At 55.2% G+C, this 14308-nt stretch carries 11 protein-coding genes; 9 read left to right on the forward strand and 2 right to left on the reverse strand.

From position 1 onward, the window contains the following. Nucleotides 1-14 precede the first annotated feature (14 nt). The 5 genes from AGR7B_RS24585 to AGR7B_RS24605 all read left to right on the forward strand — a co-directional run bounded on the left by AGR7B_RS24585 (nucleotide 15) and on the right by AGR7B_RS24605 (nucleotide 5210). Nucleotides 15-509: a TIR domain-containing protein gene (locus AGR7B_RS24585; protein WP_080858348.1), complete on the forward strand. Its 495-nt coding sequence runs from the start codon at nucleotides 15-17 to the stop codon at nucleotides 507-509. Next, a complete protein-coding gene (locus tag AGR7B_RS24590) occupies nucleotides 509-1159 on the forward strand; it encodes an Nmad2 family putative nucleotide modification protein (RefSeq protein ID WP_080858349.1) in 651 nt (216 codons plus the stop codon). The genes AGR7B_RS24585 and AGR7B_RS24590 overlap by 1 nt, the downstream gene beginning before the upstream one ends. Before the next feature lie 400 nt (nucleotides 1160-1559). Then, nucleotides 1560-3164, forward strand: a complete 1605-nt coding sequence (locus AGR7B_RS24595; RefSeq protein WP_080858350.1) for a thymidylate synthase — start codon at nucleotides 1560-1562, stop codon at nucleotides 3162-3164. Then, nucleotides 3154-4104: a TylF/MycF/NovP-related O-methyltransferase gene (locus AGR7B_RS24600; protein WP_080858351.1), complete on the forward strand. Its 951-nt coding sequence runs from the start codon at nucleotides 3154-3156 to the stop codon at nucleotides 4102-4104. The genes AGR7B_RS24595 and AGR7B_RS24600 overlap by 11 nt, the downstream gene beginning before the upstream one ends. Beyond that, nucleotides 4101-5210 carry a nucleotide kinase domain-containing protein gene (locus AGR7B_RS24605; RefSeq protein WP_080858352.1) on the forward strand — a complete coding sequence of 370 codons (1110 nt, stop codon included), beginning with the start codon at nucleotides 4101-4103 and terminating at the stop codon, nucleotides 5208-5210. Before AGR7B_RS24600 ends, AGR7B_RS24605 begins: the two co-directional genes overlap by 4 nt. A gap of 294 nt (nucleotides 5211-5504) precedes the next feature. On the opposite strand, the gene AGR7B_RS24615 is transcribed toward AGR7B_RS24605, so the two are convergent. After that, nucleotides 5505-7121: a TIR domain-containing anti-phage reverse transcriptase gene (locus AGR7B_RS24615; protein ID WP_245317794.1), complete on the reverse strand. Its 1617-nt coding sequence runs from the start codon at nucleotides 7119-7121 to the stop codon at nucleotides 5505-5507. Between the two features lie 241 nt (nucleotides 7122-7362). Between AGR7B_RS24615 and AGR7B_RS24620 the strand changes: the two genes are divergently transcribed. Beyond that, nucleotides 7363-10029 carry a patatin-like phospholipase domain-containing protein gene (locus tag AGR7B_RS24620; protein WP_162934265.1) on the forward strand — a complete coding sequence of 889 codons (2667 nt, stop codon included), beginning with the start codon at nucleotides 7363-7365 and terminating at the stop codon, nucleotides 10027-10029. Between the two features lie 203 nt (nucleotides 10030-10232). Then, complete coding sequence (locus tag AGR7B_RS24625; protein ID WP_162934266.1) at nucleotides 10233-12296, forward strand: ATP-binding protein; 2064 nt, start codon at nucleotides 10233-10235, stop codon at nucleotides 12294-12296. Between the two features lie 7 nt (nucleotides 12297-12303). Here the strand turns inward: AGR7B_RS24625 and AGR7B_RS24630 are convergent, their stop codons facing one another. Continuing rightward, nucleotides 12304-13446 (reverse strand): RHE_PE00001 family protein, encoded by a 1143-nt coding sequence (locus tag AGR7B_RS24630; protein ID WP_080858357.1) that lies wholly within the window; start codon nucleotides 13444-13446, stop codon nucleotides 12304-12306. 186 nt (nucleotides 13447-13632) lie between these two features. Here AGR7B_RS24630 and AGR7B_RS24635 point away from each other — a divergent pair, with 186 nt between their 5' ends. Further along, the gene (locus AGR7B_RS24635) at nucleotides 13633-13890 is read left to right on the forward strand and encodes a type II toxin-antitoxin system VapB family antitoxin (protein WP_080858358.1); all 258 of its coding nucleotides are present in this window, start codon (nucleotides 13633-13635) and stop codon (nucleotides 13888-13890) included. After that, complete coding sequence (locus tag AGR7B_RS24640; protein ID WP_080858359.1) at nucleotides 13887-14288, forward strand: type II toxin-antitoxin system VapC family toxin; 402 nt, start codon at nucleotides 13887-13889, stop codon at nucleotides 14286-14288. The genes AGR7B_RS24635 and AGR7B_RS24640 overlap by 4 nt, the downstream gene beginning before the upstream one ends. The last annotated feature ends 20 nt before the right edge of the window (nucleotides 14289-14308 follow it).

Raw genomic sequence — 14308 nt, forward strand, 5'->3', positions numbered from 1 at the left:
TAGGAAAGCTTCCAATGGCCGGTCGGCGTCACATCTTCATCAGCCATCACCATGCGGATGATGCGCGTGTTACAGGGCTCACGCGTATGCTCGCGCGATCTGGTTACGAGATTCGCAACAGTTCGATTCGCGCCAAGCCGGCTAATCAACGCCGTCTGGATGAAGGGCGCATTCCGGACCGCACGCTCAAGCGCCTGTTGCGCATGAAAATGTCTTGGGCATCCACTGTTGTGGTGCTGATCGGCAAAGATACACACCAGCGTCCTTGGGTCGACTGGGAAATTAAGAAGGCGAACGAGCTCGGTAAGCGAATTGTTGGCGTTTATGAGCGTGGCGGCACCGAAAATGACGTGCCTGATGCCTTCAATAAGTATGGCGATGCACTGGTCAGTTGGAACTCGGAGAGCGTGATCGATGCAATCGAAGGCAAATGCGATCCGTTTGAGAAACCAGACGGCGGCCCGCGCGAGCCTGCCAACAATACTCCCCGCAGTAACTGCGCTGCCTGATGATGAGCATTTATGTCTATGCGGTGAGTTATGACCTAGGTTTTGCCCCCAATCCATTTGGCGGGCTTTGTAGCTTGGCGTGCTGCAAACCGAAGATCCGTGAGAAGGCTGTCGATGGCGACTGGATCATTGGGTTAACTGGCGTCAAGATCAAACCCGCTATGCGCTGTGTCTTCGCGATGATCGTCACAAGTACGACCACTTTTGACGAATATTGGTCGCATCCTGATTTCACCACTCGGCGTCCAGTGCGCAACGGGACGCCGAAGAAACAGGTTGGTGACAATATTTACCATCGCGACGAACCTGCTTCCCCATGGCTTCAGGAGGATTCAGTTCACAGTCAGGTGGACGGCACCCAATGCCCGCTCAATACCGCGCATGACACGCGGATCAACCGAGTGCTGTTATCCAATCAGTTCGTTTATTTTGGCGCGTCTGCTCCAGTAATGCCGCAAACAGTCCGTGACGCGCTAAAGTATTCTCGAAATCCGCGAGACTATCGTAAATTCGATGCTGTCGAGGGCAAGCCGCTCATAGATTGGCTCGCTCCCGAGATTACTGCGCATCCTAACCAGGTCCTTGCCGATCCTTGTGATTTCGCGTCAAGCGCTAAGCGTTTCTCACCGACGCTCCAGCGCATGATCTGAACGCGCAGTCACCACGCCTAGAGTGTTGCAGTCTTTTTTGAGAACTATAATACAATCGCCCTCGCAGTTGACGGCTACGGGGTATCAGTGCGGCCTGATCGTCAGCCGCTCGAAGAACCGGATCGCCGGTTTGGCCCGTATAGGCCATGATCTCTGCGCGACCGGAAGACTTCGGTTCCTGGGCAGACTTAGTTCATACTCTTCTTATGGTAGGCCAAAAATCATCAGCATCGAGGAACTTGTGGGTAAGTTCGTTTTGCTTGGCAGGTGAGAGAACTGGGACAAGCGTGAACCTTTACTTTCCTGTTGCCTAATCTAACCTAGGGTTTCGGGCGTTACCTGATTCCTCGCGTTCTCGTCGATACAATTCCGTTCCAACAAGTGAAATGACGCAATCGACATGCCGTCCTATCGAAACATCAGTTTTGCTTCGGTCTGTAGCGTTCAGGAGCTTTTGCTCAATGGAGCGGACGTCATTGTCAAAGAGCGCCAGACGAAAGAGCTTATTGCAAGGAATACGCGACTTGAACGGCCGCTTGAGCGTTACTTGTTTGTCCCGAAACGCCATAACGACATTGTTGCGCAATTCGCGGAAAGCATGTGGGTGCTGGCGGGCAGAAATGACATCGTCTGGCTCAAGAAATACCTCCCGCGCGCACCACTGTTTTCTGATGACGGTGAAACATGGAGGGGCGCCTATGGCCCGCGCCTGCGACGTTGGGGTAGCGTCGACCAGATAGACGCGGTGCGAAGGCTTTTGCTAGCTGATCGTACGAGCCGCCAGGCTGTCATGACTCTGTTTGACCCCGCGCTTGACTACGCTCAATCCAAAGACATCCCCTGCAATAACTGGCTTGGCTGGATCATCCGCGAAGATCGCTTGCATATGTCCGCGGCGCTGCGCAGCAACGACGTGTGGTGGGGTTTTTCGGGAGCCAACGCGTTCGAATGGAGCATTCTGCATGAGATGCTGGCCTACTGGTTGAATGCGGAGGTCGGGCAGGCAGACTATCTCGCTATGTCGTTTCACCTCTATTCCGACCACTTCGACCGCGGCGGACAAATGGTGGCTGGCTTCCAGGGGCTTTCGCCTTACGATTTCGGCGTAGATCGGGCGGTGTTCGCGACGTCCTGGGATGACTTCCAGCCGAAGCTCGACCGCTGGTTTTCGATCGAGGCCGAGATTTCCGCGCGACCTGACGCGCCACTTGGAAGCTTCGGACACGTGGGCGACCTGTTGCTCGACAGCGGCCTGACGCTGGTCCATGTCGCCCAAGCGCACACTCTGTGGGACGAAGGGCGATTGGCCAGTGAACTGGCGCAGTTGCCTGCCTGCGACTATGTGGCCGCGCTTTACGAGCGGTACGGCCGCATGTATCCCAGTCTTCTGCAAACGGTCCCGCAGCGACCCATTGCCGACTTCCTTGCGGCGCGGTCGCGCAGTAGCGCCGACATGGTTGGCGACTTCAAGGCGGCCGTCAAAAGACTGCATGCGGAGAAGGATCGCGCTTATGGCGGAGCCTGGAAAAAACGAGGCGAGCTGGTCAGCATCCAGCCGAACATTGCCCGCAAGGTGGACCGACTCGACGCACTGTGCGCGACCGGTGCGAGCCTCACCGGCGAGACGGGCCTGGATACCGCCGTGGACTTGCTCGTCTACGTGGAGAAATACCGCCTTTTCCTCGCCGAGAGCCTTCCTGCTGGCGCGCTGCTGCCGACAGACGCGCCCGTCCCGCTCAGCGGTCACGAGGAGAACTTCAACACCTTGATCGACTGGCTAGAATTGAAGCCACCCACTCGCCTCCTCGTCGAGATAATCAAAGACGTGAATTCGGCTTTTGAGTCTTGCTGGCGCAGGGCCGAAGAACACGCTCCACTTGAGGAAAGGCTCGAATTGGTGAGAACCCTTTCGGAATACGCGGCTGAACTACTCGCACTGCTTATTCACGGCAACAGGCAGGCTCTGAATGCCTTTCTTCAATTCGGAGCCTCATATGAGTCCTGAAAACCTCGCAAAACTCAAGGCAAAGCTGCGCGAGGCCGTGACCGAGCGCCAGCCGGGTTCGCGAGTGGCCATTGCGGGCTGGTCTGCGGCTGCCTTCGACATTGCGGCGGACCCGGTTCTCACCTCAGGTGCTGCCGAGCTGATAGGCATTTTTGCCGGGGAAGGCGGAGCGTCGGTCAAACCGCTCATAGACCTATCCACCCACTCTCCAGACATCCTCGTCATCGCCGAGGACGCAGGGAAGGAGCCAATACTCGAAGCCATCGCTTTAACGCTGCCGGCCAAGACGAAAATCCTGATCAGCGGCTTCTCGCACTTTGAATTCAGCGATCCTGTTTTTAACGAGATCAAGCGCGATCTGTTCATTCCGTCCTTTGCCAATGGCTATCAACACTGCCTCGTCCACATCTACCAGTGCCTGCAGAACGCGTGCCGCCGGGGCCTGAAGGGTTGCGTGGCGGAGTTCGGCATGTTCAAGGGCGGCACCACCATGCTGATCTCGCGCTTCATTGAGGCGCTCGGGGCCGACTGGAAAGTGTATGGGTTCGATACGTTCAACGGTTTCCCGGATAAGCGCAGCCCGCTCGACATGTATCACCATCCCGATTGCGTGTTCCTCGATGTGGACATGGTCAGAGCCGTCTTCGCCGGGCGCAACGTGGAGGTGGTCGAGGGTGACGTGGTGGAGACCGTGTCACGCCTTGCTGCAGAAGATCTGGTGCTTTCTTTCGTGGATACCGACAATTTCACGTCGGCAGAGGCGATCATCCGTGTCATAGCGGACCGGACCCAAATCGGGGGTGCGATCGTTTTTGACCATTGGACGGGACACGATCGTCACATTGACACTATTGGTGAGAGGATAGCCGCGAAAAGACTTGCGGCCGACACGCGATACTTCAACCTGCACGGCACCGGTGTATTCTTGAGGCAGCTATGAACGAGTTCCCGACTTACGTCATCCGACGCACGCCGCCCGAAATACGCAAGGGTGTTTACGAGCTGTATTGGACGTTCGCCTCACGGAGACAAGCCGCCTTTGAGGCAAGACTGGCCGGACAGAGCCAGCCCTGGACTCCCGACCCAATCCTGCAAGTCTATAAGTTCTGCAACGTTTTTCGGGCGGCTGACCGGGTCTCCCAGTTCATGATCAAGGACGTGGCGTACGGCCAGGACGCCGAAACCACCGCCCGTGACCGGGTATTCCAGATCACCGCCTTCCGCACCTTCAGCAACATCACCACATGGGGATCCGTGACCTCCGAACTCGGCGGAGCACCGCGCCTTGATCATCTGCGCTCAGGCGAATTCGAGCAGGCTCTCGATCGGGTCAAGGCGCAGAACGGCGGCCTCTACACCGGTGCGTTTATCCTTTGCGCCAACAAGGCGTTCGGTTTCGACGAGAAGCACCGCAACCACGTGGCGCTGTTCAAGCACATGTTCCTCGATCACGCCTGTGCCGAACGGGTACTACAGGCACCATCACTGGAGGCCGTGGTCGAACTATTGCAAAGCTTTCCATTGATGGGGCCGTTCATGGCTTACCAGACCGCGATCGACCTCAATTACTCCGAACTGCTCGACTTCAGCGAGAATGACTATACCCAGGCGGGCCCAGGTGCGCTGCGTGGCTTGAAGAAGGCCTTCACAAACCTTGGAGACTACTCGCCCGCGGACACCATCCTTTGGATGGTGGATCGGCAGGAGGAGGAATTCCGACGCCTGGGGCTGCCCTTCCGAGGTTTGTTCGGCCGCAGGCTGCATGGCATCGACTGCCAGGGCCTGTTCTGCGAACTCGACAAATATTGCCGCGAGGCGGTTCCCGAACTGACCAGCGCGCGCAGCCGGATTAAAGCAAAATATTCTGGATCTGGGGGGGATATAGAGCTGTTTTTCCCTCCGAAATGGCAACTTCCTTCGTCAGGTGTTGTTCGCGCGCCAAAACCTATGTCGGACGCGCGAGACGGCAAGCGGACGACGGTCGCGTCGTCCAAATCTCCCAAAGCTGGTCGAGAAGACTTGGCCATTGCCGATCTTTTTGCTTAACGCACTTCGACTGGATACAACCCGTTTCGGATGAATGGCCCCATTTCAACAACACCCCGACCGGTTGCAGCATTCAGTAACCTGCTCCCCTCCTTGTCCGCGCTTATAAGCTAGCTCTGGTGACAGCGTTAGGGGAAGTCGGCAACAAAATTTTCGCCAGGATGGTCACGAAGCATCCGGCCGATTTTTTTGCTGCCGACGCGCATAGGGTGTCCGACGTCGTCCAAGTCAAGCATTCTGAGAAACGCCCTACCTTGCTGATTATCTTGCCTATAGAATGTCCCGAACCGCTGGTCAGCCACTAAGATCATTAGGCTTTTTCTGCTCATCCTGGACGATCTTCAGAATCTCGTCTGCGACGGTAGTGACGAACGTAGCCTCCTCAGCTGTGTCCGCGGGCCATCTCTTATAAAGAATTTCATTCAAGAGCGGATAGTTGTCCGCAATGGAAAAGCTGGATTCGCAGATCGGCAATATTCGGCCTTTTCGGCTTATGTTCATCGCTATTGCAGAATTCAGCTCCTTGTTGGTCCATCCTTTCGCGGAAAAGGTGTCGGACAGGAATGGAACAAAAAAGCTTGACTTAAGAAGCCCATGATTGATTTTTTCAACGATAGAGTCGCCCCATTTAATGCTATCCGCATCAAAAAAGACCTTTAAGCCGAGGCTCTCCAGCTTGGTCTTTAGCTTTAATACAATCGGCTTGTCTTCTGTAGCATGAGATAAGAAGACGTCGAATTCTCGAACCATATCTGCATAACTTTCAATCCACTCAGCACCGCTCAGGCCGCTGAGGACCGCCATTTTGCAAAGCTTGGCCGTGACGGGGTCGTCCTGTCCCCGAACTTGAGATATGTAAGCCAACCAGCCTTCGATATGACGCCAAAAATGGTCGGGATTGTCCGTATTCTTGAGCCAGAGCTTAGCTGCTTTTTGGGCCCCGTGCACGCGAGCGGAATGGAGCTTCATCCGCAATAGAGCAATATCTCGTCTCCAGACATTTGCTTTTCGGTTCACAATCAGGCCGGTTACCTCCTGACGCTCACTCGAAAACAGGATTCTTGTTTTTTCCTCGTTTATCTCGAATCGAGCTGATCGAAAGGCCTCACGTACGGCATTCCCCAGTTCAATTGTGCGCTCACCATGCAGAGGCTCCCACGCCTTGATTACAGAGGCAGGAACAGCCCGTTGGTTCGAAGAGAACGTTATGTCATCGGCATATCGGGAATAAAGAAGCCTCTCACTGATCGCTATCGACAAAAGCTTTTTGTCCAGATTGTGCGCGATTAGATTGGCGATGATAGGAGAGGTCGTAGCCCCTTGCGGGAGCCCATCGTTAAACGTCGTGATCCTCGCTAGGATGGTCGCTACCCGGTCATTGAAACCGAAGTAACTTGACATAAAAAGGCCCCGCACGCGCGCGAAATTGATCGAGGGGAAGAAATCCTTGATGTCGATATTGAGAATCCATCTCTGGCGCTCGTGGTATCGCGCGTTAGTCAGAAATGATTCACCCTTTACGTAGCCCTTAACGAATTGCTTTGGGGTGTATTTTTGGGCAAGTATAGCGGCTAAGCGATCCTGCGCCAGGGCCAGGCCCCTTACGGGCTTCGCGATGTCCCGCATTCCTCCTTTCTTCTTGGGAATTTGAAACTGCTTGTAGTAGCTGCCGTTGTCAGCGTTTTGGACGACATAAAAGAACTTACCCGCATCCAGACCTAGCGCGGCCGCGACGTCCTGCACAGAGTGAGCGAGCTTCAACGGGAGGATGGGGTCGTCGAGGAAGGAAGCGACGACATTCAAGGCTTGACCCTCGCTCTTTACCATCCCGTGGCGCAACGTTTGAGCAATCGCCCGGCCCGCGCGGTTGTGTACTGACGTTTCAGCGAGTTGCCGTGAATTCACCGGCACCAACTAGAGGGTCAAGCCTCACACTGAGGATCCTCAAAGCTGGCAATCTTGTCAAGCGCTTGTGCAACTTCCCTACGGGTAATTTTGATCCGCTCACGATCCGCTCCGGTCACGCAAGGCTGCTTATTCATTTTGGAGAAAAAACATCAATCATTTTCCGACCGTCAAGAAGGATTGGTTGCGATGGGTTCAGAATCGATGTTGTTATCCAATGGTATTTTAGAGGATGGACAGGCCTTCAATGACGAACGAAATCGGGAGAGTGATGTGGCGTGACGCCTTATCCGACTGGAGTGGAAGCGATTCGCTTTTTGATGCCAAGTTCCTTGCGGCTTACGGGCATCGCGAGTGGGAAGTGTTCGCTGAAAGAGACGGCACCGCCGCATATTCACTGCATGTCGAGTTGATCTCTCGGATCACTACACAGCCGCTGGGGTACACTGAAGGCGACGAGAAGGCCGCCCTTGACAGCGTGTATAGTCTGTTTGCTACCGCTCGGGCACTGACACAGGCTGCCGCTGGCGCCTACACTTTTGAGACTATCATTTGGCACGTCCTCAACACCCATGTTCGACCATTCACCGCGAAGTGGCACGCGAAAGCGAATTCCGGAGAACTTAGGGCCTTGGACAGCAGCGACGTCTTCCGGGAAGAGTTGCGGACGGTGCAAGGAAAGCTGCTAGCATTAGACGGTCTTCTCGCGAAAATCGTAGGTGCGGAATGGTTTGACGCGAGCGCAATTTCGCGCCCGGGCGGCGACGCGATCAAGGAGGAAATGTCGGACCAAATCGCCACGCTGAAGCAAGCGATATGGAAGCCGATGGGCGAGCCCTCGTCCGTGGCCGTGGTTAGGCCCAGAACGGAGGAATATGCGGCCGAGCTGCAGCAATTAAGCTTGAGCGAAAGGGAGTTCATCAAAAAGCGCCGCAACTTCTATAAGGTCAAGGACGAGGAATGGTCGTCGGGACTAGCTCTGTCGGGTGGAGGCATTAGGAGCGCGACGTTCGCCATGGGCGTCCTCGTCTCATTGGCGCGAAGGAACCTGCTACCGCAGTTCGACTATCTCTCGACGGTGTCCGGAGGAGGATACTCCGGCTCCTTTCTCACGCAATTACTCGGATCTCCGAATGTCGATTCGAAAGTATCGCTTCGGGCATCCGATCTTCCATTCAAGCGTGAAGAAGGGGAATCACTCCTGCTGCAGCGCCTCCGCCACGGCGCCAGCTTCCTTTCCGGAGGCGCCTGGGAAAGGTTTTCCGTCGCGATGTTCCAGGCTCAGGGGATCTTCATCAACCTTCTTCTACTTGTTCTGCTGATATCCCTCATAGCTAACGCACAGATTGTCGTGGCTCAATTCGTCCCGGCGGACCTCAACATGACTCTCGCGCGCAGCTGCCTCATCGGATTTTGTGTTTGGGCGATATTACTACAGCTTGGTCGAAGCCTCCTGACAACTTTTCGTCAACTGCTCAATGAATTAAACCCTTGGATATGCGCGATTCTCTTGCTTGCACCGTTGTGGGCACTCACCCAAGCTGCGAACGGTTGGGCGACTTGGGCTAGGGAGACACTGGTCCCCGACCGCTCACTGCTTTTGGGCTATGCCTTTGTATTCCTGCTTATATTGGGCGCTGCCCTGTCGGTCGGATGTGCGCTCTTCATAGGTTTTAGTCGAATTCGTCCTGCGCTCATGAGCGTCTTCACGATCATATTCATCGTGCTGGGCGAAGGGTTTTTCTTTCAGATTTTGAACGGCGGACAAGACTACGGTCAGATTTTGCTAATCATGGTCCCAATCGTTGCGACCGGCGCCGTCCTGTTCTTGACGTTCAGCGTGAACTCGACGTCCTTGCACCACTACTACCGAACAAAACTTGCAAAGGCTTTTCTCCTGGACGCGGAGGCAGAACCCGCGCTTCCAATGAAGCTGACCGATTTCCAAGCCGAGCGAGCTATGTTTCCGATAATCAACTGCGCCTTGAACGTACCCAATTCGAAAACGCCTGAAATGCGCGGACGGCAAGCTGATCTTTTCTCGTTTACACCCGTGAGCGCGGGGGCCAATTTAATTGGGCATTCGGGGATGGCAGCCTGGGAAAGCGTCAACGGAAAGCAACTGGATCTTGCGACCGTGATGGCGCTCTCCGGTGCGGCGGTATCACCACAAATGGGACTGAAGACTAATCGTTACGGAAGCTTCTGGCTGACTCTATTAAATCTTCGGCTAAGCCTTTGGCTGAAGAATCCGCGTTCCAAAGCTCATCTCAAGTTGTTTCCCAACATCTGGAATCTCCAAAAGGAACTCTTCGCCTCCGCTGACGAAAATGGCGCTTTCTTAAATATCTCCGATGGTGGGCATATCGAAAATCTGGGCGTTTATGAATTGCTGCGACGTCGCTGCCGTTTCATCGTGGCGGTCGATGGAGAGAACGACAGCCAGATGACCTTCCACGCGCTGACCAATCTGCAGCGCTTGGCTTACATTGATCATGGAATCATTATCGACGCCAACCTCGATGACCTCCGCAGAGGCGAAAACGGATTGAGCCGATCTCACTTTCGCTTTTGCCGGATTCGATACCCTTCTGGAGCCGGGGATCGCAGCGAGGAAATAGGATATCTGATTTATTTGAAGCTCTCACTCACAGGCAACGAGGGTGAATTTATCAGGCGTTACAAGTTTGACGAACCAGCGTTCCCGCACCACTCAACCGCAAACCAGTTCTTCACGGAAGTTCAGTTCGAGGCCTACCGCGCTTTAGGCGAGCACGTCGGAGACAAGATGTTCCTGCCTGCCATTACTGGATTTCCGGACGGAAACAATGTCGACCTAGAAGAATGGTTCCTCGGTCTTGGATTCAGCTTTCTGGACCCACTAACGGCGGGAAAACTTGAAAAGGCTTTGTGACGTTCGGCCCTTAACGGGATACAATACGCCGAGGCTGTCAACATCCGGTATGGCGGTGTTTACCCCAGATCTCGCAGCCGATCCTACAGGTCGGTGAAAATGCCAGGTGGTATAGGCAATGAAACGTGCTCTGCTTGCCGGCAATGTAGAAAAAAAAGCCTCCACCTGTTAGAAGGCCACATCCTAATTCGGGGGTGTTGATAGTGGACCAGATAAAGCCAACGCAAGCCGGCATGCTCCGCACAAATTTGCGGAACCAGATCAGGCAGACGCCCCTCCCCAAGTGGAAATCACTTTTGCCGCTCTTCGAAGCGGTGATGAATTCATTTCAAGCAATCCAAGACTCGAACGTCGATCGGGATCACCGCATCACGATTGAAATCGAACGTGAGGATCCCGGCCTGTTCAAAGACGAGGTTTCAGCCGTCAAGAGTTTCGTCATCACCGATACGGGGGTCGGATTCGACGACGAGAATTTCGAGTCCTTCAACACCGCGTACTCCGAGCACAAGTACGACCGCGGTGGAAAAGGCCTTGGGCGCTTCATGTGGCTCAAAGCATTTGATCGCGTTCACGTCGCCAGTGTTTTTCAAGCAAATGATGGCGGTGAGCTATCACGGTGGAGGCGGGCGTTTACGTTCGATTTTGAATACGATCCTGAGTTCGCTTCCCTTACCGAAGCCGGGTCTGTCGAGGTGCAGACCGTCGTTCGCCTAGAAAATTTCAGGCGTCCCTACGATGAGGATTGCCCTCGCGATGTCGACCAGTTGGCCCTTCGCCTCGCCGAGCATTTTATCCTCGTGCTGATGAATCGAGATTGTCCGGCTGTCGATATCATCGATGGCAGTTTCAAGACATCCCTGAACAAAGTTTATCGAGATCACTTCGAGAAATATGCTTCCGACAGCACCTTCACGATCCGTGACAGGACATTCACGATTCACGGCTTCCGACTAACCGCACCGCGTGCCACCCGGCACAAGTTGATCTACGCGGCGAATTCGCGCGGCGTCCTATCTGAAATGCTTGACAAGTTTGTACCCAACCTTTCGACGAAATTGCAGAATGTCGACGGAAAAAGTTTCGCCTACCTAGCTGTCGTTCAAGGTGATTATCTTAACGACAAGGTGAACAACTTCCGTACTGACTTCGAAATGAGCGAGGACACCGAGGAAGAGCTCCTCGGTGTGGTCACGGGGGAAATCCGACGGTCGGAAATCAGGGATGCATCAATCGATTTCATCGAGCACGATCTAGCGTACCTGATCGCGACGTTGAACGAGATCAAAACCCAGCGAGTGATGACCTTCGTCCAGACAGACGCCCCACAGTACAAGCCTCTGTTGCGCTACCTGCCGTCCTTCATTCGCGACATTGCTCCAAACGCCACTAAGACAGATATCGAGTTCGCATTGCACCGTGAACTACATCGTCGAGAGGTGGCGCTCAAACGGGAGAGCGGCAAAATCTTGGTCGAGGCAGCGAAGCTGAAAGACTACGATGGATATCGGGATCGCTTGGCCGAGTTTCTGGAGCAATCCAACGAACTGGGCGCCAGTGCTCTTGCTCAGTATGTCATGCATAGAAAAATTGTCATCGAGCTTTTCGATAAGGCCCTTTCGGCCGATCGGAAGAGCGAGAAGTATCCATTGGAAGAAGCGGTTCACAATCTTCTTTTTCCGATGCGGTCCACCGACAGAGATACCCTGTACTCACAACACAATCTTTGGATGATCGATGAAAGATTGACGTATCATTGGTTCCTATCATCGGACAAACCTCTGAAGCGGCTCGACGATTATCAATCTACGTCTTCCCTCAGACCCGACTTGTTCATATTTGACCGTAAAATTTCCTTTACCGAAGGTGAGGAAGGCCAGCAGCCGGTTAACAGCTTGGTGGTCGTTGAGTTCAAGCGACCGCAACGAGATGACTATTCAGACCAAGAAAATCCTCTTCAGCAGGTTCTCGATCAGATCCGCGATATTCGTAAGGGCCAGGTCAAGGACGAGAAGGGACGCCCGATCGCGCTCGCCTACGAAAAAGTCCCGACTTTCGCGTATATAATTTGCGATATCACGCCGTCTTTGCGCTCGGTCCTACTCGACCGAGATGCGCAGGGCACACCAGACGGCCTCAGCTACTACGGTTATCACAAGAACCATTCAGTCTACTTCGAGGTGATCGATTACGGGAAGCTGCTCACGGATGCAAAGAAGCGAAACCGTGTTTTCTTCGATAAACTCAATCTAATGGGCAAAGCGTAGATGAGGGCTAAAGCACGCCCCACGCCCGAAACCTCCCCCTGCCCGTCATCTCCCTGAGGCCCAGCTCCAAAACGATCCGCCGCGCCGCCTGCGGCGTGACCTTCAGCGTCTTCGCCACCATCCCGGCCGACACCAGCGGCTTTGCCATCACCAGCTCGACCAGCTCCGGCAATTTTGACGACGTCCGGCGCCCCTTCAGCTTGCGGTCCATCATCGATTTCGCCAGTGCCAGGCGGTCGTGCTCCTTGAGGCCGATCTCGGCGGCGGCGACCAGGCCGTGGGCGATGGCCAGCAGCCGTGTCTCGCGATCGCGATGCCGACGCCGATCGACCGGAATGGTTTTCAGGCCAAGATTGATGGCGGCAAGACGGGCACCTGATGTGATACCGGCCTGCCGCAGGATGGAAGCGCAAAACAAGCGGCCGAGCCAGGGCGCGTGCTGCAGGACGGAAAGCTCGTTCCAGGCATCGAGGGCTATGATCGCCTGCAGCACCGTCGGTAGGTGTTCGGCCTGGTGCAGCACGCCCCGCCATTCGTCGAGCCGGGCATCCTCATCCCAGTCAAGGTCATAGACGAGAGGATCTCGTTCTCGGGTATCAGCACGCCCAGGACGCCTCGCGTGCTCTATCGCCGCCTCCGATCGGGCCAACAGCGCATCGATGGCGGCATAGTCGACATCGGGGAAATTCTCCGCCCGATCACCATCGTCCCCCTCCCCTTCCGGGTCGACGGCGACCGCCGGCCGCACGACGCTGGCCGTCTCCGCTGCCTCGGTCGCGCCGGTCGACGTGATCTCCGATGTCTGCCGGAGCGTGCGAATGCCTTCCGGCGATAATGCCCAATCAGGCGACTGCCCCGAAATCCGCCGGCGGGTGCGCAGCACGTCGCGGGCGATGGTGAGTTCGTGGGTGGGGGTGCGGGTATCGCGAAAGGCGTCGTGGAGGACGAGGTCCTCAAGGTGGACAAGTTCACCATCGATCCAGAGCGAGGCGCAGGCATCGGCAAAGTTTTGGCGTTCGATCCAGCCCTGCCCGACCGGCGAACGCGCGATGCGCTCGTCGAGACGGGTGAGCGCGACGGCCGCGTCGAAAGCCGGCCGCATCAAGTCACTCATGCTGATTTTGGAAACATCGTAAGCCATTGATATTATGGTAAACGATGTTTTAAAGGAACTCTATACAATTATTTCGGTTCGTCACATGGTATGATTGCTGGTTGCTATTGTAATCATCGATAAGTATCCCTTATCGGAAGTTAGCCATCAAATAGTGATTTTCTTGCCATCTATGTTCCCCGAGACTATATTAAAGCCACTATTTCGAGCTGGAGCACCAACGTGTCAGAACCACAGCTTTCCGTCCGCAGCGCCAAGGCGAGAGACTTGGCTCATGCGCTTGCACACCGCACCGGTCAGCCGATCAACCGGCTGGTTGAACTGGCGCTTGAACGCTATGACCGGGAGCTGCGCCAACAGTCTGCCCGAGCGCCAATCGATATTCTGTCGGACTTGATGGCCGAAGGCCGGCGGACCGTTGCGGCCGGCGTCACGTCGGCGCATGACGATCTTTACGACGAGAACGGGTTGCCGCGATGATCGCCGTCGATACGTCGGTCATTCTTACGATGGCGCTCGCAGAGCCGGAAGCCGAACGCTTCACGCCGTTACTGGAACGGGAAGCGGTGGCGATCGGCTGGCCGACGCTGCTGGAGGCGCGCATGGTGCTGACCGGCAAGGGATTTCCCAACGCTTCAAACATCATCGATCAGCTTGTTCAATTGCCAAACGTCACCGCCGTTCCCTTCGATGACGCACATTATCGCGAAGCGGAACGCGCGTTCGACCGCTTCGGCAAAGGCCGCCATTCTGCCGCGCTCAACATGGGTGATTGCTTTTCCTATGCGGTCGCCATTGTCGTCAAAGCCCCGTTGCTGTTCAAGGGCAACGATTTTAACAAGACCGACCTGAAAATTCACCCGGCATCCGCCATGTGAGAAGAAGCCACCACACCGAG

Source organism: Agrobacterium deltaense RV3 (assembly GCF_900013505.1).
In the GTDB taxonomy this organism is placed as follows: domain Bacteria; phylum Pseudomonadota; class Alphaproteobacteria; order Rhizobiales; family Rhizobiaceae; genus Agrobacterium; species Agrobacterium leguminum.